This window comes from Bradyrhizobium sp. UFLA05-109, assembly GCF_054185165.1.
In genome coordinates this window covers 1-22,422 of record NZ_JBBIAR010000022.1, presented here as the reverse complement: position 1 = coordinate 22,422, position 22,422 = coordinate 1, and the positions used below count along the sequence as shown (strand labels likewise).

18 protein-coding genes and 2 pseudogenes are annotated in these 22,422 nt (G+C 58.8%); 6 read left to right on the top strand and 14 right to left on the bottom strand.

What is annotated here, in order from left to right; translation table 11 throughout:
- Positions 1-94 precede the first annotated feature (94 nt).
- The 4 genes from Q3C01_RS17730 to Q3C01_RS17715 all read right to left on the bottom strand — a co-directional run bounded on the left by Q3C01_RS17730 (position 95) and on the right by Q3C01_RS17715 (position 4,466).
- The gene (locus tag Q3C01_RS17730) at positions 95-1,819 is read right to left on the bottom strand and encodes a CocE/NonD family hydrolase (protein ID WP_458146606.1); all 1,725 of its coding nucleotides are present in this window, start codon (positions 1,817-1,819) and stop codon (positions 95-97) included.
- 70 nt (positions 1,820-1,889) lie between these two features.
- Positions 1,890-2,729 (bottom strand): helix-turn-helix domain-containing protein, encoded by an 840-nt coding sequence (locus tag Q3C01_RS17725; RefSeq protein ID WP_458146605.1) that lies wholly within the window; start codon positions 2,727-2,729, stop codon positions 1,890-1,892.
- Between the two features lie 661 nt (positions 2,730-3,390).
- A complete protein-coding gene (locus tag Q3C01_RS17720) occupies positions 3,391-3,852 on the bottom strand; it encodes a DUF305 domain-containing protein (protein ID WP_458146604.1) in 462 nt (153 codons plus the stop codon).
- A gap of 158 nt (positions 3,853-4,010) precedes the next feature.
- Positions 4,011-4,466, bottom strand: coding sequence for a GFA family protein (locus Q3C01_RS17715; protein ID WP_458146603.1), 456 nt, complete (start codon positions 4,464-4,466; stop codon positions 4,011-4,013).
- Between the two features lie 78 nt (positions 4,467-4,544).
- On the opposite strand from Q3C01_RS17715, the gene Q3C01_RS17710 reads away from it, so the two are divergent.
- The gene (locus Q3C01_RS17710) at positions 4,545-4,751 is read left to right on the top strand and encodes a hypothetical protein (protein ID WP_458146602.1); all 207 of its coding nucleotides are present in this window, start codon (positions 4,545-4,547) and stop codon (positions 4,749-4,751) included.
- A 969-nt stretch (positions 4,752-5,720) separates the two neighbouring features.
- On the opposite strand, the pseudogene Q3C01_RS17705 reads toward Q3C01_RS17710, so the two are convergent.
- From Q3C01_RS17705 to Q3C01_RS17695, 3 genes and pseudogenes are all read right to left on the bottom strand, one after another.
- Positions 5,721-6,417, bottom strand: a pseudogene (locus tag Q3C01_RS17705) (SDR family NAD(P)-dependent oxidoreductase).
- Positions 6,418-6,484: 67 nt separating this feature from the next.
- On the bottom strand, positions 6,485-7,729 hold the full coding sequence (locus Q3C01_RS17700) for an acyl-CoA dehydrogenase family protein (protein WP_458146601.1): 1,245 nt from the start codon (positions 7,727-7,729) through the stop codon (positions 6,485-6,487).
- An 82-nt stretch (positions 7,730-7,811) separates the two neighbouring features.
- Complete coding sequence (locus Q3C01_RS17695) at positions 7,812-9,935, bottom strand: FAD-dependent oxidoreductase (RefSeq protein WP_458146600.1); 2,124 nt, start codon at positions 9,933-9,935, stop codon at positions 7,812-7,814.
- A gap of 191 nt (positions 9,936-10,126) precedes the next feature.
- On the opposite strand from Q3C01_RS17695, the gene Q3C01_RS17690 reads away from it, so the two are divergent.
- Both Q3C01_RS17690 and Q3C01_RS17685 read left to right on the top strand, forming a co-directional pair.
- Positions 10,127-10,819, top strand: a complete 693-nt coding sequence (locus Q3C01_RS17690) for a methyltransferase family protein (protein ID WP_458146599.1) — start codon at positions 10,127-10,129, stop codon at positions 10,817-10,819.
- Positions 10,820-10,829: 10 nt separating this feature from the next.
- Complete coding sequence (locus Q3C01_RS17685) at positions 10,830-11,123, top strand: methyltransferase (protein WP_458146598.1); 294 nt, start codon at positions 10,830-10,832, stop codon at positions 11,121-11,123.
- An 83-nt stretch (positions 11,124-11,206) separates the two neighbouring features.
- On the opposite strand, the gene Q3C01_RS17680 is transcribed toward Q3C01_RS17685, so the two are convergent.
- Positions 11,207-11,344, bottom strand: a complete 138-nt coding sequence (locus Q3C01_RS17680; protein ID WP_458146597.1) for a hypothetical protein — start codon at positions 11,342-11,344, stop codon at positions 11,207-11,209.
- 161 nt (positions 11,345-11,505) lie between these two features.
- Here Q3C01_RS17680 and Q3C01_RS17675 point away from each other — a divergent pair, with 161 nt between their 5' ends.
- Positions 11,506-11,790, top strand: a complete 285-nt coding sequence (locus Q3C01_RS17675; protein ID WP_458146596.1) for a YjiS-like domain-containing protein — start codon at positions 11,506-11,508, stop codon at positions 11,788-11,790.
- 141 nt (positions 11,791-11,931) lie between these two features.
- Here the strand turns inward: Q3C01_RS17675 and Q3C01_RS17670 are convergent, their stop codons facing one another.
- A complete protein-coding gene (locus Q3C01_RS17670; RefSeq protein ID WP_458146595.1) occupies positions 11,932-12,303 on the bottom strand; it encodes a YciI family protein in 372 nt (123 codons plus the stop codon).
- A gap of 435 nt (positions 12,304-12,738) precedes the next feature.
- Here Q3C01_RS17670 and Q3C01_RS17665 point away from each other — a divergent pair, with 435 nt between their 5' ends.
- Positions 12,739-13,593, top strand: a complete 855-nt coding sequence (locus Q3C01_RS17665) for a metallophosphoesterase family protein (protein WP_458146594.1) — start codon at positions 12,739-12,741, stop codon at positions 13,591-13,593.
- A 417-nt stretch (positions 13,594-14,010) separates the two neighbouring features.
- Here Q3C01_RS17665 and Q3C01_RS17660 read toward each other — a convergent pair whose 3' ends face one another.
- The 4 genes from Q3C01_RS17660 to Q3C01_RS17645 all read right to left on the bottom strand — a co-directional run bounded on the left by Q3C01_RS17660 (position 14,011) and on the right by Q3C01_RS17645 (position 17,585).
- Positions 14,011-15,666 (bottom strand): flavin-containing monooxygenase, encoded by a 1,656-nt coding sequence (locus Q3C01_RS17660; protein ID WP_458146593.1) that lies wholly within the window; start codon positions 15,664-15,666, stop codon positions 14,011-14,013.
- A gap of 65 nt (positions 15,667-15,731) precedes the next feature.
- Positions 15,732-16,040 carry a GMC oxidoreductase gene (locus Q3C01_RS17655; protein WP_458146592.1) on the bottom strand — a complete coding sequence of 103 codons (309 nt, stop codon included), beginning with the start codon at positions 16,038-16,040 and terminating at the stop codon, positions 15,732-15,734.
- Entirely contained in the window at positions 16,040-16,495 is a 456-nt protein-coding gene (locus Q3C01_RS17650; protein ID WP_458146591.1) for a GMC family oxidoreductase N-terminal domain-containing protein, read from the bottom strand. Before Q3C01_RS17650 ends, Q3C01_RS17655 begins: the two co-directional genes overlap by 1 nt.
- 175 nt (positions 16,496-16,670) lie before the next feature.
- Complete coding sequence (locus Q3C01_RS17645) at positions 16,671-17,585, bottom strand: alpha/beta hydrolase (protein ID WP_458146590.1); 915 nt, start codon at positions 17,583-17,585, stop codon at positions 16,671-16,673.
- A 3,393-nt stretch (positions 17,586-20,978) separates the two neighbouring features.
- On the opposite strand from Q3C01_RS17645, the gene Q3C01_RS17640 reads away from it, so the two are divergent.
- Positions 20,979-21,182 (top strand): hypothetical protein, encoded by a 204-nt coding sequence (locus Q3C01_RS17640; RefSeq protein ID WP_458146589.1) that lies wholly within the window; start codon positions 20,979-20,981, stop codon positions 21,180-21,182.
- 1,028 nt (positions 21,183-22,210) lie between these two features.
- On the opposite strand, the pseudogene Q3C01_RS17635 reads toward Q3C01_RS17640, so the two are convergent.
- Positions 22,211-22,345 (bottom strand): annotated as a pseudogene (locus tag Q3C01_RS17635) (IS481 family transposase); the annotation flags it as partial.
- Between the last annotated feature and the right edge of the window lie 77 nt (positions 22,346-22,422).

The window sequence follows — 22,422 nt, the reverse complement described above, 5'->3', positions numbered from 1 at the left end:
TCGCCGGATGTCTGCTTTTACCCTTACAGCGCGGAATAGCAGACGTCCCCAATCTGCTGCCTGGGGCCAGCAATGACGACGTCAGCCTTTTCGTCTATGCGATGCGAGGCATCAGAAGATAGCTTTGGTACTCGGCGCTCGTGTGAATGCGATTGGTACCTCCGAATTCTGCCGCGGGACGATCGTCAGGATCATTGTGCAGGAACAGACCGGATCCTTTCATAAGCCCAGTAGCATGGGCTCGCTCGAAGTCTTTGCCGCCGATCGTCAGACCCAACCGGTAACCCCTGGGACACACGATGCTGGTCGGCCAAATCTCGACAACTACCTCGTAGACCTCGCCGGGTCGCAACTTCGCGATCTCGTCATGGGGGTGATACGGACGGTATGGTGCCGATTTCGCAGGATCGGCCTTGCGATGCGAGACCCGAAGCCAGCCTTGAGAGACCGGCGCTTGCGGATCATTCGCCCCTATGAAGGTCACCTCGGCGCCATCCTGATCAAAAGCACGCAGTGTCAGGAAGAGATCCATGTCGATCGTGGATGATGAGACAAACAGTTTCGCCGCCACCGGGCCAGTGAACTCCATGTCTGTCGAGATGGGCGCGGTGAGGAATGTCACCTCCTCCTTCAAGGCTTCGAAGGCAACGGTAGCTGCTGCGCTCGCCACCGTCGTCGACATCGATCTCGATGCTGCGTCGAGGTGATAGCGGGTCCACTGCGTCTGTGGAAGCGGCCAAGCATCAGCCTTGCGTCGATGCGGTGCACGCGGGTCGCGAATTGTCAACAACAGGCGCGGTTCGTCGCGGAAGCCATTCGTCTCGCCCCTTAGGAAGCAGCCGAAGAACCGCTGCTGGAGCGCCACGGCCTCGGGCAGGTACATCGAGGCAAAGTGGGTGTCGGTGTGCAATTCAAGCCACTTGTCCGTCGAAGCGGCTTCGATAAAAGCGGTTATGTTGCCGCGCAAGTGCAGGCCGAGCCCGCCCCAGTTCCCGGCCGACACGAATGGCGTCTTGATGCGCCCCGCAATCGGCGTGCGCACCTTGAAATAGGCATCGTCGAAGGGATGCTGCTGCCCGGCGGAGAATACGTTCGACAAATTGCCGGAGAGCATCGGGGGATTGATCTCGACGCCGGTCGATCGCTCACGGGTGAAGCGGTCGCGATATGGGCTGGCGCCGTTGCCGTTTTGGTTTACCGCGATTTGCGAGTCCCAGAGCAACTTCAAGAACGCCGACGAGAAGATGCCGCCATGGCGGTAGAAATCGCGATAATGGTCGAACATGCCTTCCCACGGAATCATCGCTGCAAGATGGGGCGGCTGCAATGCCGCGACCTGCCATTGCTTGATCGCAAGATAAGAGACCCCAAGGAGCCCGACCCGCCCGTCTGACCACGGCTGCACACCGGCCCATTCGATCGCGTCGTAGAAGTCGCGGGTCTGCAGCGGCGACATCATCTCGTAAAATCCGGGTGACTTTCCGGTGCCGCGCGCGTCGATGACCACAATCGCGTAACCGGCTGGGACCCAGCGCTGAGGGTCGGGCACCTCCCACGTCAGATATCGTCCGTCGGAATCGCCCTGAACGACTTCAGGATGATCGCGCAGAACGAAGTCCCAGTAGCGCTTGAAGTCGACCGCGACATCGGAGTCCTTGCCGTATGGTGTGAAGGCAAGAATCGGCGGGACCTTGGCGCTCGTGTGATTCGGACGAAACACGTTGCAATAGAGGACGTGCCCGTCCATGAGCGGTATCGGCACATCCTTCTCGATCAGAATACTTCGGTCTGCGATGACGGAAGGGGAAATTACACTCATAGCATGATGATCCTCTGCTCGGAAGGCACGCAGCGGGAGCTGTTGTGCCAATGGCAGGGATCATGGGCAGCTAGGTCACCAGTGTATTGTAAAAGCCAGACGTCGCAAGCGAAGTATTCAGATCGCTGTGCTTTGCCCCCGCGCTGAAGAGTACTTCCGGTGACTCACCCGCGAGGCATTGGAAGTCGTGGATCATGTGGGCCTGGTCGGTGAAGCCGCAGGCATGCGCGGTTTCGGCCCAGCTGTAGCCCCGTCGGCGCGCAGCGAGCGCCTTTCCGAAGCGCGCGATCCTTGCAAACCGCTTGAGACTGGTTCCCACCATTGCGTGGAAGCGCCGCGAAAGCTGCCTTTCGCTGATCTCAAGTCTCGATGCCACTCGCTGCACCGGAAGGTTCGGCGTGCGGCGCAATTCGACCACGGCCTGATGAACCACGGCGTCGGGTGTGCGGGAGCACAGGCGGCATACCAGAAAATCCTGAATGCATTTGGCGCGCTCGTCGGCGTTCGTCGCCTCTCCCAGCATCTCTTCGAGCAACGACACCTCGGTCGTGCTGAACAGGTCGGAAAGCCCGACATTGGCGTCGGTGAACTCGTCCATTTGGCCACGCATAAAGCGGCAGGCCGCTTCCGGCCTGAGGTGGACGATAATGGCTCCAATCGGGCCAGTCGGCTGCACCGTTATGGCGCCGGTCTGGACCCCAGTTACCCGTTGCCGACAGTTCCCAGGGTTGACCCTCTGATTTGAGCCCGCGGCCGCACGATAGTGCACGCACAGGCTTGATGAGACTGCAGGCAAAACCTTGAAAGTCATCGCCCGCGCCGACAAGGCATCCGGAAGGTCGATGTCCCAGATGGTCTCGACAATGTCGGCAACCGCACGCCTCGGCGTAAAGAATTTAAATCCCGACAAGGTGACCTCGATCGGAATAGCGGAATGCTATTGCCATAAAACGACCTCCGAAACGACTTCGCGACGGACGGCGCCGGCAGAGTAGCCGTCGCTCGGCAGCACATCCATGACAAATTTGGACACAGCAACCACAAACTATGGAGCCTAGCAGCCTAAAGTTCATCTGAATTGTAAAAATCGGACGGAGCGACCGACCTTTAGGGAGATGAGAGCGAAAAGTCGTGAAGCGTAGCGACGTCGATTTGCTCATCAAGTTGGCGAAGATGCAATCTCCGAGCCGCGCTAGCAATATCCCCCCACGGAAAAGCGCCTGCTTCGGGTGTGCGCCGAAGGCGGGTTACCCCGTTGCGTGATACGCATTGTAAGCGACATTTGTAACGGCGCCGGAGGGTTCAGAACCTTCATTTGCCACCCCGATCGAGCGTGCCATTCGCCCGTATCGCTACGGTTGCAGCCCATCACAATCGCGTCATTGCGTTCGCCATTTCCCGAATGCGCAGGAATCTTCACGAGCGGCTTGATGAACTTCATTAGGTAAAGCCACTCGGCACGAAAGCGCGAACGGTTTCAATCGTAACCGGATTCATCAGCCCTGAAACGGCCGTGCAGCGAACCCTATTGGTGCCAATCTGCAGCCGCCAAACTACGGTTCAATTGCAGCTCACGGGGAATGCGTTTCAAACGTAAGCGGACGCCCGGAAGTTGGCTTCCCCTGTGGCGTGTCGCTGGGATGCGCGGGCGGTGATCCTGCAACGGCATTATGCATCGCCGATATCTCATGATGCCGCGCCGCAATCATGTCTCCAGCCAAGCGCCGAAGTTCCTCGTTGTGGCCGTGTTTGAGCTCCGCGGCCGCTATGTCGATGGCGCCTTGTTGGTGGGCCGTCATTATGGCGATGAAATCGCGATCGACGTCTCCCGTTTTTGCAGCCGTCATACCCAGGTTCATTTTGCTGATGGCCAGATCGCTCTCGATTAGGAATCTCTGCGCATTTTCCGCAAGCGAAACGTGGCGTGATTCTGTCTGCTCCTGTGCCAAGGCGAAGGGAGCCGCCGATATTAATCCTGTAGTCGTCGCCAATGAGATGAGCGCCTTGCAGATGAACGATCGCAACATTTCCATGCCAACCTCAATATATCGAGTTTGATAAGGGCGTGTGCTCATAGATCAGGCACTTAGTGTGGGCGGTCGCTAATTTGGGAACGCTCACCTGCGGGCCGTAGCAGGGCCTTCGACCAACTCGGGTTGACGTCCAAAGTGAAGGAGTTCGTGATCGAAGGTCACCCAGGGATGCCGTGTCGCCTCCCACACGGACAGGTCGGCCACGGCATCGACCGGTCGGCGAATGTGCCAAAGGCGATACCGACCAAGTCCGGATAGAGTTCCCCATGCCAGAACACCGACGAGCCGCAGTCGGGGCAGAAATGAATTTCGATCTTTCGCCCCGAGTCGCTGCCACGCACGTAGACCTTGCTCGGCCCCTCGGTGCGCACCTGCTCTTTCGGGACGCCAAAGGGCGAGCCGGTACACCGTTGGCACTCCGTGCAATGACACGCCCCTACAAACGCCGGCTCGCCGGTCGCCTCTGCGCGTAGCGAGCCGCAACAGCAATGCGCGATCCTGGTCACGGCCGAACCTCCGAACGCGCGATCAGGTTTTGCATTTGACAGACGGCCATAAGTGGGCCTCTGGACCCTGCTGGTCGCCGACCCTTGCTTGTCGCGAAGCGCTGTCATCGGACTCCTCCACGCTGCGAGCGAAAGAGCGGCAGTCTGGAGTTGGCAAACTACGGTTCGATTGCAGCTCAGGAGGGAATGCGTTTCAAACGTAACCGGCCAGCTTACCCCTACGGCAGCCACCGGGTTGGCGGACGCGAAGCCAGCGCCGGCGCTGAGGTGCGGGGTGCGAAAAACGAGGCCAGACGCCAGACCATCGGCAACGTCTGGGTTAGTGTCTGGGCGATCGTGATCGGCGACTTCGCGATTGGCATGGTGCTGTGGCCCTGGCTCAACCGCTCCTAATTTAGGAATTTGCGTTGCGGTCGGTTAGCCCCGCCTGCGTGATCTTGGCTTCAGATTCAGAGCTTCAAAATCCGCCTCACGAACGCGGAAGGGCTGCCCACAGCCCGAGGCGGAACGCTTCACGCCCCAAAAAAACCGGCCTTGCTGACCCGAGGCACAAGCTGCAAGCTGTAGAAAAATCTCTCGCCCACTGCCCCGAGGTGTTAGCAACCACGACAGATGACGATCTTGCTGTCGATACGCTCGTTCTCCTGGCGCAGTACGCGATCAAATGGTGACAGCTCGGCGGCGGGAATATCAATCGGGCGCGGTTGGCGATGGCCAAATAGGCGCTCGGCCTTGCTCCTGTTGGAACATCCCAGTCGTGCCGCCCGCGCCGATGGCCGCTAACGCGCCAAAATTCCCGTTGCTGCCATCTTGCGCACTTGCCGGTCGGCTTACTGCGATTGAACCGAGCGCAACGACCATTAAGCCAACAGAAACGCCATTCCTCAACAACATCGTTCCTCTCCGGCCTGGAATTCGATGCAGAGAAGGTTGACGGCGTTCTGCTACGTGCGCATTTCGCGCCCGGGGTTTTGCGCTACCGTTGAAGCCTGCGATCAGGAGTTGAGAAAAATCCAGGCGGTGACGGCCGCCGTCGTACTTCAGTTGGCGGAGCCAAACGGGGCGATCAGGAACGCTGGTCGCCAGGGGCGGGGGGCAGAGAAAATCCAAACTCCTCGCTCACCCCCACATCGTTTCTCTTCGGTTCAGGGCCACAGCAGGACTCGTACACTGCTGGAAACAGAGCTGGCTTCCGTATCCGGCGCCACCGAGGCAACGCCCGCTTGATCGGCTTTCAGGTCATCACTCGATGTGGCTAGCGGCAACCAGATTGGTTGCGGCCCGTGCCTTTTGCCGCATAGAGTGCGCCCTCCGCCGCCGCGATCAACCCGCCACCCTGAGGTCGCCTAACCCCGTCCCCTGCTAGATCGCATGGTGACCGGCCGCCTGTCCTCCGTCGACGTGGAGAATTTCCGCGGTCACGAAACGCGCCGAGTCCAAGTACATGACCGCGTCCATGACATCCGACTTTTCCCTCATTCGGCCCATCGGCTGTAGCGAGGCCAGGAACGGATGGGCCTCGGGTGGATGCATCGGCGTCTTGGTGATTCCCGGCGAGACCGCATTCACGCGCACACCCTTTTTTGGCGTACTCGATCGCGAGCGAATTTGTCGCGGCGTTCAAGGCACCCTGGGTGAGAGATCCGGTACGCTGGTCATCGGCTGGTCGACGAGGCTGGTCGTAACAGTTACGACAGGACCATTTCCTTGCTTGTTCATGATCTCTATCGCCCGCTGGGTCATATGAAAGAACCCTTGGTTGCTATATAGGCAGCGTGGTCGTCGTCGCGGTAAACGGCTTGGCCATGAACATACCGGCGTTGTTGACTAGCGTGTCGACGCTATCGAAGCGATCCGGCGCTTGCTTGAACACCAGATCCGCGGTCTTCGGGTCGGCCACATCTCCCCGCACCGTCGCGATATCGGAATCGGCGACAGGCTTGATGGATCGGGACGTCGCCACAACCTTATAGTTGCGTCTTCGGAACGCCTGAACAAGCGCTGCCCCGATCCCCTGCGACGCTCCTGTTACGACTGCCACCCTTTGCGATGTGCTCATGATTTCACCCATCTACTGACCAGATTCCATATGCCGAAAAATTGAAAGCGAGATCGGCTCCGGGGCTTCAAGTTCCACCGCTCGCGAGCAGCGGCTCGTAGTCCGGTCGCTTCAGTATGGTATGAAGCTGACGCCGTCGGACTCCCATATTGCCTCCATCGAAGATCGGAAGCGCGAGCGCATCCTGCAGGAGACTTCCGAGAGGGGCTTCATGGTCATAGCTGTCGATGCCGACGACACGCATTAGATCGGTGATCACACGAACCGCTGTCTCCGAGCCGTAGATCTTGGCCTGTATCGCAAGTTCGTCGGCGGCGGGAGATTGCGCGTCGACAGCGTGGCACGCGCGCCAGCTCAGATATCGCGTCGCTTCGATCATCGTCTTCGCGTCGGCCAATGCATATCCCACCGCCTGATGCTCGATGATCGGATGAACGCCGCCGCGCCGTTCGGTTCGGGCGAATTGCAGAGCGAAGTCGAACGCCGCCCGCATCAGCGCCACGCCGAGAATACCAACCAGCGCCGCGGTCCCGGTGAAGCTGGCGGCCGTCAGGGCAAGGCCGCCGCCTTCCTCTCCGAGAAGATTGTGCCTCGGCGCGGAAACGTTCTCGAAACCGAATTGCGGCGTGAGATGCGCGCGGTGACCCACGGATTCGATTGCACGCTCGAAGACGATACCGGATGTAGGGCGTTCGACCGCGACGATGGAAATCGCTTTCTCTGGTGGAGCGTCGGGCGCGGTCCGGCAGACTACGCACAGGACATCCGCACCTTTGCGATCCCACCCGGTCGCAGAGGAGACCCATTTCTTCCGGCCATTGATGACCCAGCGATCGCCGTGAAGTTTGGCAACGGTACGCACGCCTTCGCCGGGCGGCGGAGAAGCAGTGTTGGCGCTGCCTCCCGGTTCGCTGGAGCAGAAGCCGGCCAGCGGCACTCCACTCTTCCTCAAGAACGGAGCGAGCAGCCGGCTACTCTGCTCCGGCGTGCCGCCCAGCAAGATCGGCAATAGACCAAGCACCGTTCCGAGCATCGTCAAGGTGACGCTGGCATTCACGCTGTAAAATTCCTCGGCCATGATGGCCATGTCGATCAGGCCAGCGTTCTCGCCGCCCGCAGGTTGCGGAATGGACTTTCTCAGAAAGCCTGCGGCCACCATGGCTTCGTAGACGGGCCTGGTCGCGAGGAACCGCTCCTCCGCCGTCGGCAGCAACTCGGCCGCCCTCGCGCCTGCCAACACTTCCGCCGCAAACCGGCGGCATTCAAGTTGGAGCTCACGTTGCTTCGGCGTTAGCGTAAAGTCGATGGCCATGGAGACTTTCCTGAATAGGTCCTGTCCATTCTGCAATCCGCCGGCGGATTACGCTCCGCGAATCCGCCCTACGCAATGGTGCTCACCCCGCGTGCGACGCATCAGCGACCATGTAGACCGGAGTCGATAGTCCGATCTGACGAGCCCTGATCTGCAAAGCCAGAATTCGTGAATAGAAGCGCGACATTCCGATTCCGCCGGCGTGGAACCACAATCCTGTTTGTTGCGTCGGCTTCCACATATTCCGGAGCTCGCCCTCCCAGGGGCCGGGATCGTTGCGGGTGCCCGAGCCGAGCCCCCACAGCCGGCCCGCTTTGGCGGCAAGTTCTTCACCGACGATGGGCGCCACTGACATCCGCTCGTAGCCGGTGGCGTAAAAGATCGCATCCGCCGGCAACTCGCTTCCATCGCTCAAAACTACGGAGTCTTCAGCAAGCCCGCTGACGCCGACACCGCTCTTCAGCTTGATGCGGCCGTCGATGACCAACTCGGAGGCCCCGACGTCGACGTAGTAGCCGGCGGGATCGCGCAATATTTGCGGGAAAACACCGGACTCGTCCTCGCCAAAAGTTAACTGAAAGCCGGCGCGATCCAAACCTTGATAAAACCTGGCATGCCGCTGTTTGAGCTGCGTCACAAGCTGCTGATGCATGCGCACCAGATGCCGCATCGGCGTTGCGGCGAACAGCAGGTCGGCAAGTTCCGTCGTTATACCTCGCGCTTTCGCCGCCTCGCCATAGAGTTGGGAAAATCCCTCAATCAATGCCTCCAATTTCATAACGATGGTCGGACTGCGCTGGACCATCGTGACGTCGGCGCCGGACGCCCACAGGTCGGCGGCAACGTCGTGCGCCGTAGTGCCTGCCCCTACGACGACGCAACGGCGTCCGCTGTAATCCGGGCTCCTGCGGTACTGGCTGGCGTGACGCTGCAGCCCCTTGAACCTCTGCTTGCCTGCGATTTCCGGCACTTTCGGTGCTCCGAATAGTCCGGTCGCCAGGACAAGCTGCTCGCACTTGAGTTCGATCGTGCGACCGTCGCGATTAACCTGGAGCCGCCATCTGCCGCATGCGTCGTCGAAGTCGGCCGCGACACACTTGGCCGAAGTCCATACGTCAACGGCCATCACGGACCGGTAGGCGTCGAGCCAATTGGCGAACTGTTCCTTCGAAGGGTGCAGCGGCCAGGTCGCCGGATAGGGGAACCCCGGCATCTGATCAAAATATGATGGTGAGTGCAGCGACAGCGAGTCGTGGCGATCGCGCCAGGTATCGGAAGGTCGCTCGCGGCTATCGATAAGCAGCGTCGGCACACCGAGCTGTCGGAGTTGCGCACCCAGCGCAGTTCCGCAATGTCCGGCGCCGACGACTACGCAATAGGGTTGATGCGTCGGCGCGAGCTTCTCGCTCTCTCTTTCATGATTCGGTTGCTTCGTTCGGTCATATTCACGTCCGTTAGACTCCACGCGACGCCGCGCATCGAACCCCGCTTCGAGTTCCTTGAGCTCCGACATGCATGTGAGCAACGTCCACGCCTTGCCGTGCTTCAAGCGAATAACCGCCTTGCAGCGCGCGACCCTGGTTTCAAACGTCGCCACCCCTTCGACGATCTCATCGTCGAGGCGCGCTGGTCCTTGCCGGCTCCAAGCAAGCGGGGACGTTCGTGTGAGACACGCACCTAACATCTCTCGGATGGCACTTCGCCCCTCGGCGGTACCTATGTTCCAGGTGAAGGCAAGAAGGTCGCGCCAGGATGCGTCAGCATGGAATAGCGCTAGCAGCGCATCGATGTTGGCGGACGATGCGGCGGCGCCGAACTTGGACAGCCATTTGTCCACCTGTTCGTCGGCAGTGATTTTGGCTTCGTGAGTTGTGATTGCGTCCATGTCTATCCCTCCGGTTCCGGCGAGCAGGGCATGAGCGTCGCGGTCCGCGGTTACACGTCGATTGCAGATTCGCAGTTGACCGCGCTGAAGGGTTACAACTGCAATCTGCCGCGGCCTGTTCACGGCAAGTTGAGGCAAGCGCCACGATCTGCGCTCCATCGTGCGCAACTCATTTGTCCGCCGGGTGGCAATGGCGTGGACGCGCTCGTTGACGAGCTCGTCCTGCTCCAGGCGTAAAATCTGAAAGGCTTCGCTCAACTGCTTTTTGCGGCCCGCGTCCATCTCCCTATCGGGATGAAACGCCCTCTGCAGCTTGCGCAAGTTGCTCCTCCGAATCGTGGGAGCCTCAAAACGGCGCCCACTCCTTGGCACTATCGTGCCCGTGGAGGAGGTGGTATCTAGCGAACCGAGCGTTACGACCGTAATCGTTTTGCCGTTATTGAAATGACGCCGTAGCGGGACTTCGCAACTATTCTGGCGTACCAAGTCACAGCCAATTCGAGGGTCAGGTCGTGAGCGCAGCAACACCGGAACATATTATGCAAGTTGGTATGGGCTTTTGGGCATCCAAAACACTTCTGAGTGCTGTGGAACTGGGCGTGTTCAGCACCTTGGCCAATGCACCCGCCGACCTGCCGACGCTTCAAAGAAAACTTGCGCTGCATCAGCGATCAGCGCGCGACTTCCTCGATGCGCTTGTGGCGCTCAAGTTGCTGGAGCGCGAGAACGGCATCTATAGCAACACCATCGACACTGACCTGTTTCTCGATCGAGCCAAGCCCTCCTATATCGGCGGTGTTTTGGAGATGGCAAATGCCCGGCTCTATGGCTACTGGGGATCGCTCACGGAGGCCCTGCGCACCGGGGAATTGCAGAACGAGAGTAAGGGTGGAGGAGAAGACATCTTTGCGACACTGTATGCCGATCCGGAACAGTTGCGCAGGTTTCTGAGCGCGATGAGTGGAGTAAGTGCGGGTGCGGCCCACGCCATCGCCGCCAACTTCCCATGGAGAGACTACAAGATCTTCATGGATCTTGGTTCAGCTCAGGGCATTGTTCCCGCCATTCTTGCCCGCGCCCATCCCCACCTCACCGGTATCGGCTTCGACCTTCCCCCGGTCAAACCAGTCTTTGAAGAATTTATTGCTCACCGCGGGGTTCAGGACAGGTGGAAACTTCTTCGAGGACACTCTGCCGAAAGTTGATGCCATCGTTATGGGTCACATCCTCCATGATTGGGACCTTGCCCAGAAAAAGGTACTTCTTGGCAAAGTATTTGATGCTCTTCCGAAAGGCGGCGCAGTCGTCGTTTATGACGCCATCATCGATGATGATCGCCGTAAAAACGCTTTCGGTCTCATGATGAGCTTAAATATGCTGATCGAAACTCCCGGTGGGTTCGACTATACGGCGGAGGACTGTCAGGCCTGGATGCGCGAAGTCGGATTTTCAAAAACGCGGGTCGAGCCGCTTGTTGGTGCGGACTCGATGGTGATCGGATTAAAGTAGCTTATCCAATATATAAGCGCGGCTTGCTGTCAGATGCGTCACGTGGCGCAATGGCGCGAGGTCAGGGTCAAAATGGAAAGAACTTAAATGTGAGCAAATATGATCCGCGCCACAGATCGCGATGAGGAGCGCCGCCGCCACACGCTGTACTTCTCCAGGATCGTGCTCAAATCATCATTGCTGCGCCCCTCTTCGCGGATCCAGTTGATGAGGTCGAGCATCGCGACACCTTACCGGACTGTTCACGAGAACTGCACGTTTAAGTGATGGTTCACAAGCTGACCTCAAGGGAAATTCAATCTTATCTCAAAGCCTTGGAGGCGTGCCGCTTGCAATGCTGCAAGTGGAGAAGGGGGACCAAACGTTCGAGTGACGGTCCACCATGAGCATTCTGAGCAACATTACTGACACGACCCCGATTGCGGTTCAGAGATCAACACGGAATTTTGCGCGGGGCGTTTTTCGGGTGATCAACAACTTCGTTGCTGCCATCATCGCGGAGCGCGAGCGTCAAGCCAACCTGGCTGTTCTGCGGAATTTTTCCGATCGCGAGCTATGGGATATAGGCATTGCTCGGAGCCAGATCGGTGCTGGTCTGGCTGAGGCGGCCAAGGAGCGAGCACTGCTTCAGAAGTCGCTGCCGAAGCGTAGTGTCGTCAAGCGGTAAGGTGTCTGGCTGCTGTCTCAATCTAATCTAAGCTGACCGTCTCGAGTCAATTTCTGAGACAGCGAAGCAACGCAGCTTAACCAGGGCCAAGCAGCCTACGCCGAACGCGCAGCTGCGATCCGACAGCGAGGCCAGGCTTGCCTATCTCACCCGATCCATGATTGGGCGCACCTCGATGCTGCCGAGGCGCGCCAGCGGGATTCTGGAGGCCACCTCGACCGCTTCATAGTGGTCCTTGGCTTCGATCAGAACGAAACCAAGCAGCTGCTCCTTGGTTTCGGCGAAGGGACCGTCGGTCACGAGGACTTTTCCGCCCCGCACCCTCACGGTGGTCGCCGTCCGAACGGATTGGAGGGCATGAGCAACGATGAAATGACCGCTGGTCCGGAGCATGCCGTTGTAGGCCAAGGAATCTTGCGCGAGGGCGTCCACCTCAGCTCGAGACATGGGGTTGGGGTTTTGCATCACGGGCAAGCTGTCTTCAGTGCCGTAGACGAGACACAAGTACTGCATAATTCCCTCCAAAGAGTGGGTGGCTACGTCTGCTCTGACCTGAGGACGAATCAGTCGGCAGCGGTCCGACACCGGTAAATATTTTTCCGCCGATCCTGACATCCTGGAACGCAAAGCTGCGGCGCGCCTGGCGCGTCTGTCTCCGGCGGCAAAAATCCCGTTCCAAACTCGAATACGGCAAGGCTGATCGCAAGAGTGCGCGGGGCGAGTTCATCGACTTGTCACAGCACAATCGCGAAAACCGCAAACTGGAGTTTCGGAGTTTGTTTCTCGTGTTGTCTAGACTGTCTTGCTTCGAGCACTCGCTTCAAACGCGGGCTCAAATCCCGTATTGTTGGCGGTGAAAACGTCACACGATTCGCGTTCAATAGCGCCATGTCGCCAACTCGCGAGCAGCAATGTTCTAGTCTGCTCGCACAGGGTTAGGAAGCCAGCATGGCCCGCATCGTCATCCTATCGGACATCCACCTTTCGCCGACGCACGGTTTCTTCTGGGAGAACTGGTGCGTGGCGCGCGATTTTGCCGAAGCGGCGAAGGCCGATGCAGTGATCGTCAATGGCGATCTGGCGATCAACGGACCTGACAGCGACGCCGAAATCGCCTTCGCAGCTACCGCGCTGGGGAACCTGCGTACACCTGTCATGGCCCTGCCGGGTAACCACGACGTAGGCGACGAGCCACCCGGCCAAGACTCTCACCAGATCATTGATGAAGATCGACTCACACGATGGGACAGCTCATTTGCTACCGATCGCTGGGCCCTGGATGCAGGGGGCTGGCGCCTGCTCGGTGTCAACGCGCAGCTTTTCGGCTCGGGTCTGGCGCGGGAACATGCACAGGATCACTGGCTTGACGAGCAGTTGAGCACAGCCGGGTGCCGCTTCGCGCTGTTCCTGCACAAGCCTCTCTTCCTCGAAGGTCCAACCGACGATGTTGTGAGTCCCTCGTGCATGCTGCCCTCGGTTCGGACACGAGTGCTCGACAAGCTCACTAAGTCCGACGTACGGCTGATCGTCAGCGGTCACCTGCATGAGCATATCGACCGCACCTTTGGCCGTCAGCGGCATCTATGGGTACCCGCTGTCGCCTTTGCCGCGCCGCAGCTACATGGCGGCGATGGTCGTTGCGGCATTACGGTAATCGATTTCTTGGAAAACGGCGTCGAGATCACAGTCGAACGTCCGCGCGGGCTGATCCTCGCACGACCTCGCCGCGATCAAGGGTCACGGCCGCTATCAGTTCCTGCGCGATATGCCTCCTTCTCCTCCGCCCTACACAGGCTGACGTAAGCCCGCCTGTTCCCAGGCAAGATGTGCGTTTAGGGAATTTTCAGCGTGATCGCTTGGTCCCTTAAGCGCAACGACGAACGACCGCTTCTACTCGGACTTCAGGAGCTGTCTGCTTTCTCGCCGCCAGTTTCAAGATCGCCCTCACTGCCCCCTTGCACGCCGACGCCGCGATTTGGCAGCGCGGTTTGCGGCTGACGCCTACCATCGCGATATATACGTAACAAACTCTTTCCCAAGTCAGACCATGGACGCGTCAGGTGGGTGCCGACAGTCAGCCGCAATCCACTCATTGTTGCTTCCTTTCCAACTGGATAGAACGGGAGCCTCCGAACCTCGGCCGGCTGCTCCCTCCTCGACCGCGTGAGCTCCACGCCACGCGGTTTAGGACCGAATGCGATGTACTTTCCGACAGCGACATCAAAATGGTGACTCAAAGGCTTCGGAGATTACGAATCCGTCGTACCCGCGCTCAACGTTTTCGTTGCATATCGTCATGTACGTCCCAAGACCACCGGCGAAGGCCAGCATCTCCCGCCGCTTACCAGGTATGTTCGCTCCGAAATACCAGGAGTCGGCGCGAGGAAAGAGAGTGGCGTCCGCTATCTTGAGCACCTTCGCGCGCCACGCCTCCTCCGCTTGAACCATGGCCTCGAACCGCGCCCAATTGCGTTGGCGTACGTGGTCCAGCATCTGAGCTATCCAATCTCCTTGAAGCTCCGCGCAGGTCGGTCCATTGGCAAGAGCGTTGGGGCTATGCGGGCCATAGACAAAGAGGAGATTCGGGAAGCCGGCGGCTGCCACTCCCAGATGGGCTCGAACGCCCTCCGCCCATTTATCCTTCAGAGTCCTGCCGTCCGCGCCCCGGATATCAATGTTGGTCAGCCCACCCGTCACCGCATCAAACCCGGTAGCCAGAACAAGGATATCCAGGTCGTATTCGCCGGCTGACGTCTTGATACCGCCGCGGGTCACTCTCTTGATCGGCGTTTTGCGGAGATCGACAAGGCTCACGTTGGATTGATTGAAGATCTCAAAAAAGTTCTGCTCTAGGGACGGCCGCTTTGCGCCAAAGGGGTGAAGCTGCTCCATCGGTGCCAGAATCTCGGCAACTGCTGGATCTTTGATCCGCGCCCGCGTCTTGTCGCGCCAGAAATCGTAGGCGACGCGGTTCGACTTTTCGTTGAAAAGAAGGTCGTTGAACGAGCCAACCCACGGCGCAAAGCCACCGATCTCCCAAACGCGTTCAAACGTCGCTTGCTGCTCCTCCTCGGAAACCTCCGACGCGGCTTTGTCGAGAAATTGGTAGTCAAAGCCGCCGAACGAAGTTCTGCGCTTCTGGTATGCGAGCGGATAGCCCTCCTTCATGCGGCGGATTGTGTCGTCGTCCAGCTTTTTCTGCCGCATCGGCAGAGCCAGATTGGGCGTGCGCTGGAAAACGGTGAGGTGGGCGGCCACGGCGGCGGCTTCTTGAGCCATCTGCACGCCGCTCGCTCCTGTACCGATGACTCCGACCCGCTTGCCCTTCAGATCCAGGCCTTGCTGCGGCCAAAGCGCTGTGTGATGACGCTCCCCGGCGAAATCGCTCAGACCTGGCAGGTCCGGTATGTAGGGCTTCGAACTTAAACCAGTGCAGAGCACGAGATAACGCGGCCTGCTTACGGAGCCATCGCTCGAACGGACCGTCCAACGATTGCGCGCCGCGTCAAACTCCGCCGCGTTCACGCGCCTATTGAAGCGAATGTCCCGACTAAGGGCGAGTTTTTCGTCCACGTAGCGGAAATACTCGCGGATCTCTTCCCATGAGGGATAGAGCTCGCTGAACTTCCAATCTCGCCACAGGTCTTCGCGCGAAAACTGATACATTGGGCCGGGAGAATCGACGCGCGCCCCCGGATAACAATTCCAATGCCAGACACCCCCAGGACCACTCCCAGCCTCAAACACCTGGACTGACATGCCCATGCCGCGCAGGCGGTCAAGGAGATAAATGCCAGCAAATCCCGCGCCCACAATAATGACGTCGAGTTCTTCGGTCCCGCCGTTATCCGTCGGCTTCGGCTTAGTCGTGCTCATACTTGTATTCCTCAAAAGGAGTCGCCGCCACTCTTCCTGCCGTGAACGTTACACTTGGACAGAACCTAGTGCGGCACAGCAACGAACGACAGCGTGCATTCGCAGAATCTTGTACCAGATCGTCCGCCTGATCGTCGCACAAGCCCACGCATCAGATTCCGTATGTCGCGCGGATCAGCTGGGCGGCGCGCTCTCCAATGATTACACAAGTCGCCAGGGGTGTTGCTGGTCGTGATGCGCGGCATGACCGACGCATCGGCGATGCGCAGGTTGTCGATGCCGTACACCTGGAATCTGCCATTGACGACTAGAGGCTGCACGACAACGAAGCCGGCGCGGGTCAATTCGCTCTCATCGCCGATTCCCGATTGCATCAGTACTTTGGGCGTGTTGACTGCACAAGGCAAAGTACGATCTCGCGGCGCGCGGCAATCCGGTGCGACTGGCCGTCCCGAAGGAATTCGACCCCTACCGCTCGCTTGCCGGTGAATGCGACGCGTACCACGAGCGCGCGGGTGAGCACTGTGAGATTGTGCCGTTCCATATAGGGATGAGTATATGTACGAAACAGCGACAAACGGCGACCGTTGTGAATTCGAACGTTGGTGACGGCTGCCCCGCCATCACCCTCCATCATTTCACCATTCTGGTCATCGAAGGTCGGAATCCCAAGGGATCTGGCCGCCTGCAGCATGGCTGGAGCTATTGGGTTGGGGTCGCGGGCGGGATCTACATGGACGAGGCCACCCTTATCTGGTGTTCTCTGCCAGTCCTCGAGCCGACGGTATAGGCCGAGGACCGATTCAGGACGCTTGTCGATAAGACGCATGTTGAATGTCCTTCCCGTCACATGTTGGATTCGCCTGCATGACAGCGCAGGACATGCGATGCCGGAGCGATTAGCTCCCCGCTCGTTCGCCAAAAAAGTCAAACGCAATTTCGACCGCGTTTGCTGCTCGCACAGAGGGAGCGAACAGCGGTCGCAGTCGCTCGAACGAAGCCCTCTAATGCTTCGCCGCGAGCTTAGACCGGAGCCAACGGCCCATGTCGGCTATCGCGGCATCCGTCTCGGGCACACGGCCCGCGCCTAGCAAAAAAAGGTGTTGGCCTTCCGGCACCGCGTGATGCGTTACATTAACCGACGCCGCCTTGGCGCGGTTCGCGAACTCCAGCACCTCTCCAACCAACAACTCATGCGCGCCATAGTGGATGTTGATCGGCGGCAACCCCGATAGGTTAGAGTAGAGCAAGTTCACGCGTGGATCGTTATGGGCTACGCCGGTTCCCCCCAACCAGCTTTCGCGAAAAAATTCCATGAGAGCCATGGACAATATCTTGTCCGTGTGGGCATTGCTCTTGTACGTCGCACTCTTGAGTTCGGGGTCATACCAGGAGGAAATCGAAAGGATAGCCGCAGGCAACGGAGTAGAATGATCCCGAAGCCGAAGGCATAGGCTTACTGCAAGGTTGCCCCCGACCGAGTGGCCAGCGCTAACTACCTTTTCTGCGCGATATCCCTGAGATAGCAGCCAGCGGTAGGCCGTCTCAACGTCGTCCTGCTGGGCCGGAAACTTGTTTTCAGGCGAGCGTCGGAAATCGACAACAAGAGCACGTATGCCCGCCGCCTTCGCGATATGACCAGCAATCTTCCGATCGCTGTGCATCGAGAAGACGACCGTACCACCGGCGTGGCAATGGAGCAGTACGCAATCGTTGTCGCAACCGACGGGGGTACACCAGATGGCTGGCACCCCACCGGCGTCGACCTCGGCGTAAGTAACTTCCTCAGGTTCTTTGGTGGAGAAAGCCAAGCTCTCGCAAACATCTCTCACGGTTTGCAGGTCCAAGTTTGAGCTCGCCAGGCGCTGCTGTAGGCCCGCGAACAGTTTTGCAAGATCGTTTGATTCCGTGCTTCCCATGCCACTCGCTCCGCGAAAAATGCAGTTATCTACCAACGTTCAAATATTCTGTGCCAGCCAAGCTACCGAAGTATTTCGTATCCAGAAGAATTTGGTGTCCATTGCAACGGGGCGCCGGGAAATGATTCTGAGCTGTTGAGATAACTGTCAGGAAGCTGCGCCGGCACATGCTGGGACGAGCTCATCACCCGCGGGGCGCCGTCGCTATAAGTGGTCGACTGAATTTGGCTCTTGCCGCGCCGGCGATCTCGCAAGCCCAAGTGGCTCGATCGACTCTTTAGACCGGAATGGGTCCACCAACTTGCCGGCGGGAACGGGATTTTTGCCCCCGGAGACAGCCGCCCCAAAACGTGCCTAAGAGACGAGACCTATGCGCAGAGACACAAGAGCCGCCCTCACCGATCGCGAAAAGCCGGCCGAAAATGGGCCTTTCCGCAGGCAGGTCTTCAACCGCGATATCGAACCGGCTGCCCACCACGCAGTCATCGAAACCAGTCTCCTACCTACTGAGTCAGGAACCGGAATTTTCAGGGCAGAGACGGCACGCCGGAAGAATGGCAGAGCTGATGCACTGAGCTGATCCAATCGACGCCAATTGATGCGCGAGTGGGTCCCAAATCGAGAATTTTCCCGCCTTGGGCCTGCGCCCAGAACAATTCTTCTTTCGCAGCGGGGACGGGAACGCTGCGCGAGTGTGGCCGCACAGCGACGGAAGGTCTGGCTTGGATGGAGACAAACATGAGCCAGAGCAACGACACTCCGAAGCTGTCATCAATTCCGCTTAGTGGAGACGATCCTAGCCACGACGGTGGCAGGCAGCGCGCATCCTGCTGGGGATGCCGGGGCCGCGCTATCCGGCAACGCTGCTGGGAGGTTTCTTGGACACGAAAAAGCCCGGTGGCCTTGGAGGTTCACCGGGCAGATCGCAAGTATTAGTCCTGTCTCCATGAAACGTTAGCAGTGATCGTCCTCATCAATTTGTATGATGACCGCTGCCGCTGCCGCCGCCGCCCCCGCCGCCGCCCGTCCCGCCGGATGTAGGCGATGGGGACGGGATGGCCGGCCCGAGAGGTGCCCGCGGGATCAGGAAGACGCCCGTGCCGCTTACCCTCTCAAGCTCGTCAGCTTTCAATTCACGGATTTCGCTATTGTCTTTGGTACTCATTGGATCAGTCTCCATCTCACAGTGTGGAGGACCATTCCGCCGACACGCGAGCATTTTGTCGCAGAGTTTGAACCTGCTGCTGTGACGAATCTCACCCCTAGCCGAGTGGGCCAGATACCGGCTCGACTTTTGTGCGCTGGTTGCCACCGCCGAGCTCAAGCGCGCCAACACGCACGCCCGTATCCGATTTAGACGCAATGATCACCCTTTTGAGATGGCGTACTTCATCGCCAAACAAAAAAGCCCGCCGCCATTTCGCAGCGGGCTCTCCGTCGCTCCTGTCGCGTTTCGAGATTTAACGTGACTTAAAGCACCGACTTCGGACTGTACGCCGGCAGAGGATAAACACCAGGGCCGTTACCAGGGGGTGTGTTACCCCCGATGGCAGCGCTGATAGCGTCATCGACCGCCTTTGTGATGTACTTGCCGAGGTCGGTGACCCCGCCACACACCGACTCGACTTCCGTGTCAGTCAGTTCACGTAGTTCAATCATAATCCCTCCTTAAGGGTTGCATGTGAACAACATCTGGCTCAAAGCAAGCCAGTGCCTCACTCGCATTTGATGCCCTGGGTAGTGTCTTTCTATCTGTGACAGAAAGCATGGTCGCGCCGCGCTCGTCCGGCTTAATGGAGCCATAGCCACGCTGATGCGCACGCGCCTATATGATTAAATTCCTCTGCCCATTCGAGCCCTTGCCCTCGACGCCGCTCCTGGCCGGTCGCGCTCGGTGCCGTTGTCGCTCGCTGTCCAGTGCGCCTACTCGCCGGTGGGACGATAGCCGCCCAACTCAAAAACGCCGTGGAATCAACCTCGAACCAACACATCCCCAGCCGTGTCGGGCGCGTCGCCGAGCCACCGGATCATAAACGGTCCGATCTCCCGTGCAGATTGCCAGGGTCCGAGTGGATAATCGGCCACGGGTGCCCCGTCGTCGTCCAAAAATACGACCACGCCGTTGACGACTTTGAAACTTGTGAAGCGCGTCATTCCCGCAGCCCGATGTTCGAGGTCCGCATGATCGAAATGCTGCCGTACCTGTTCACGTACCGGCGTTCGTCCGGACTACTGTCGCGCAGCCGGCGGACCATTTGATTCGACACATGGCACGTTCGCGCGATTTCCCCGTCACTCCAAACCGCGGACTCGGGATCGAGTAAAGTCGCAGGCTCGAACGCGCACAGTAATTAAAGAGTCGCTGTCTGTTGCATAGTATCTCCTCGAAAACCCAACGGCCGTACTACAGTCACGTCGTATACGCTGCCGGGGAGATGAAAGAGGCCGCATCTGGAGCGGCCTTTGGATTACCCGCCGATCACGTGTTGATGGCGAGGAGCAGTCCAAAGCCAAGTCCAGTGACGCTAAGGTCTGTGTGAGGCCCGCTGAGCGAGCCCGAACTAACTAAAGCCCCGCTCGCGCCACCAAATTGCCCAGCGACTCGAACATGCACCTCACGGCGGAACGGGGCGGATGCGCACGGGTGAATTATGATGCGCAATTGGTCCAACCTATATTTGACAGCGGTTCTCGGCTGCCTGACGGTCTCGGCGCTCCTGCTTGGCGCGATCCGCGCGCGAAATGAAGGCCCGGCTCGAGTCAGTGCTGTGTCAGAACACAGCAAGGCCCAAAGCACATTGGATTTTGGTGTCGCAGACCTGCGAGGGGCGCTGCCGTAAGACGTGATCAACGGCCCGGCCCGCCGAGTCGTTGAAGTCCGGTTTGGCCGTCGCGCACTATTTCTCTTTCGACTTCGCGGCGTCCCTAGCGAAGGCTCAGCCTTCAATCGTTCATAATTTTTCCAGAAGGCTTCCTGCTCTGTCTCGTATTCCGTCGATGCCTTCCGTTTACCGGCGTGCTGCTTAAACGCCTTCACCAGGTCTCGTCGCGCTAGGTCCTTTGGTCATCCGCCGCAACGTGGCCCTGCGAGCAGATGGTGCGGCCTTTATGCCTTGCTGAATGGGAAAGATATTTTACTTTTCGGGACAGCAATGGCCTGGCGCGCGGGTGTTCGGGCGGCAAGAGTTGTTACGGATATCCGTAAGCCCAAAGTGGATCGTCCGGTAGCTGTGGCCTATTCGCCACAATTAAGTCTTTTTAAGATTGCCCGTCTCGGGCGCCGCATTTGAGGCGTCAACATCCTTCACATAAACATCCACAGGAAAATGGGCCCGTGACCATATCTGTCACGGCGCGACGAAACCCTTTTGTCTCGTGTGATGTGGGGTTGAAATGATCGAACCGACTGAACCGATGCCGACCGTGCCGAGCCTATCGCTGCTTCCGGCAGAGACACTCAATACGATCCTGACTGCTCTCATGAGCGCCGAGGGCGCGCTTGATCTGGTGTATCGAAAGACCAGCATCGAAAGTTACGGCCACGCCCTAGCGCAGGTGCGGGTGGCGCTCGACGACTTCGCGGATTTGCTGGCCTGACGTGGCTAAAGAGGGCGGGCCCCAAAACGCATTTTTCCCCGCTGTGGTGGCTTCAATCGCGTGAGCCTCGAGCATTCCCTTTGGCTGTCCAGCGAGGCTGCAAAATGAGCTTTCTAACCATAGACCTGGGCGAAGAGCCTCCCAACTGTCGAAGCTGCGGAAGCAAGCCTCGGCTTATTTGCAAGATGCTTGACCCCAAGAGTAGTGAAACTGTCCGTATCTTCACGTGTCTATGCGGTGGCGTAAGCAGGACCGCCCGCGGTCCGTACCAGCGAAATCGGTTAGGGCAACGTCAATCTGGCTAATGCAGTGCTGTACATTGCCAACGCTTCGCGAAAGCTAGCCGCAACGTAGGAGTAGTGCGCCGAAAGGTACCGGAGGAAGCGCTGTGCCCGACATCCTGTTTCCACTGTTCGCAGCCGGCGTGGTCGGCGGACTGCTTTTCTTGGCGTTCGGCCGATAGGTCCAGTCCGGCACTCGAATGTTGCCGAGAATCCTCAGCCCGCCGATGAAAGCGCGATTCCGTCGCGATGCTTTTTGACTGTGCAGCGAGGAGCGCGTTCACTTCCAGCATTGGAGGCGGCGGACGTGATCAGCACCTTATTCTTTTCTATTCTCATTCTCCCCAGCGCAGCAATTTTCATGGCGCATATGATCGATGCTATCCGTTCTTGAAAGTGTCATTCGCAATAGTGGCCGCGGCCCGCACGTAGACATCAACGTCCGCCGCGGATCGGATGCGTGCTTGGTGCGCCTTTCTTGGCCCTTCATCCTACTGGCCCAGCCTCGAACTGGCCCGGTGGGCCCCCCTCCCGTTGTACCATTTTTTCGGGACGACCATGCAGCGCCTAAGTCTGCGCCGTAGGGTGGTCATTAGCACCACGTAGAACAGCGCTCCGGTCGCGAAGGTGATGAGACTGAAAATATGGTCTAGGTTCATATTCGCACCTCGCCCCTTAGTTCTAGGGCTGCATCATCGATCCATGAACCGGACCATAGCTGGCGCGGATCGACGATATATTCATCGTCTAGGTGTTTAGTCCCGGCATTTGCTGGAGCGGATTGAGTTTGAATCGCTCTGACTGGGAAGTCCAGCATTTGCAGATGTATTCGTAGGGCGTGAGGCCCTTCAGGGTCTTTAGTCGCCGGGCGTAGTTGTAGGCGGTTCGGGCCGTCCGCATAGCGCGGGGGGAAGGTGAACTGGATCCCATTGTCGGTAAGCACTCCCCCTGTCTCTTAT

Excerpts from the sequence above, each read along its gene's own strand:
- Q3C01_RS17730 (WP_458146606.1), bottom strand. The coding sequence starts at position 1,819 with ATGAGTGTAATTTCCCCTTCCGTCATCGCAGACCGAAGTATTCTGATC.
- Q3C01_RS17720 (WP_458146604.1), bottom strand. The coding sequence starts at position 3,852 with ATGGAAATGTTGCGATCGTTCATCTGCAAGGCGCTCATCTCATTGGCG.
- Q3C01_RS17715 (WP_458146603.1), bottom strand. The coding sequence starts at position 4,466 with ATGACAGCGCTTCGCGACAAGCAAGGGTCGGCGACCAGCAGGGTCCAG.
- Q3C01_RS17710 (WP_458146602.1), top strand. The coding sequence starts at position 4,545 with ATGCGTTTCAAACGTAACCGGCCAGCTTACCCCTACGGCAGCCACCGG.
- Q3C01_RS17700 (WP_458146601.1), bottom strand. The coding sequence starts at position 7,729 with ATGGCCATCGACTTTACGCTAACGCCGAAGCAACGTGAGCTCCAACTT.
- Q3C01_RS17685 (WP_458146598.1), top strand. The coding sequence starts at position 10,830 with ATGGGTCACATCCTCCATGATTGGGACCTTGCCCAGAAAAAGGTACTT.
- Q3C01_RS17680 (WP_458146597.1), bottom strand. The coding sequence starts at position 11,344 with ATGCTCGACCTCATCAACTGGATCCGCGAAGAGGGGCGCAGCAATGAT.
- Q3C01_RS17675 (WP_458146596.1), top strand. The coding sequence starts at position 11,506 with ATGAGCATTCTGAGCAACATTACTGACACGACCCCGATTGCGGTTCAG.
- Q3C01_RS17670 (WP_458146595.1), bottom strand. The coding sequence starts at position 12,303 with ATGCAGTACTTGTGTCTCGTCTACGGCACTGAAGACAGCTTGCCCGTG.
- Q3C01_RS17665 (WP_458146594.1), top strand. The coding sequence starts at position 12,739 with ATGGCCCGCATCGTCATCCTATCGGACATCCACCTTTCGCCGACGCAC.
- Q3C01_RS17660 (WP_458146593.1), bottom strand. The coding sequence starts at position 15,666 with ATGAGCACGACTAAGCCGAAGCCGACGGATAACGGCGGGACCGAAGAA.
- Q3C01_RS17655 (WP_458146592.1), bottom strand. The coding sequence starts at position 16,040 with ATGCAATCGGGAATCGGCGATGAGAGCGAATTGACCCGCGCCGGCTTC.
- Q3C01_RS17650 (WP_458146591.1), bottom strand. The coding sequence starts at position 16,495 with ATGCGTCTTATCGACAAGCGTCCTGAATCGGTCCTCGGCCTATACCGT.
- Q3C01_RS17645 (WP_458146590.1), bottom strand. The coding sequence starts at position 17,585 with ATGGGAAGCACGGAATCAAACGATCTTGCAAAACTGTTCGCGGGCCTA.
- Q3C01_RS17640 (WP_458146589.1), top strand. The coding sequence starts at position 20,979 with ATGATCGAACCGACTGAACCGATGCCGACCGTGCCGAGCCTATCGCTG.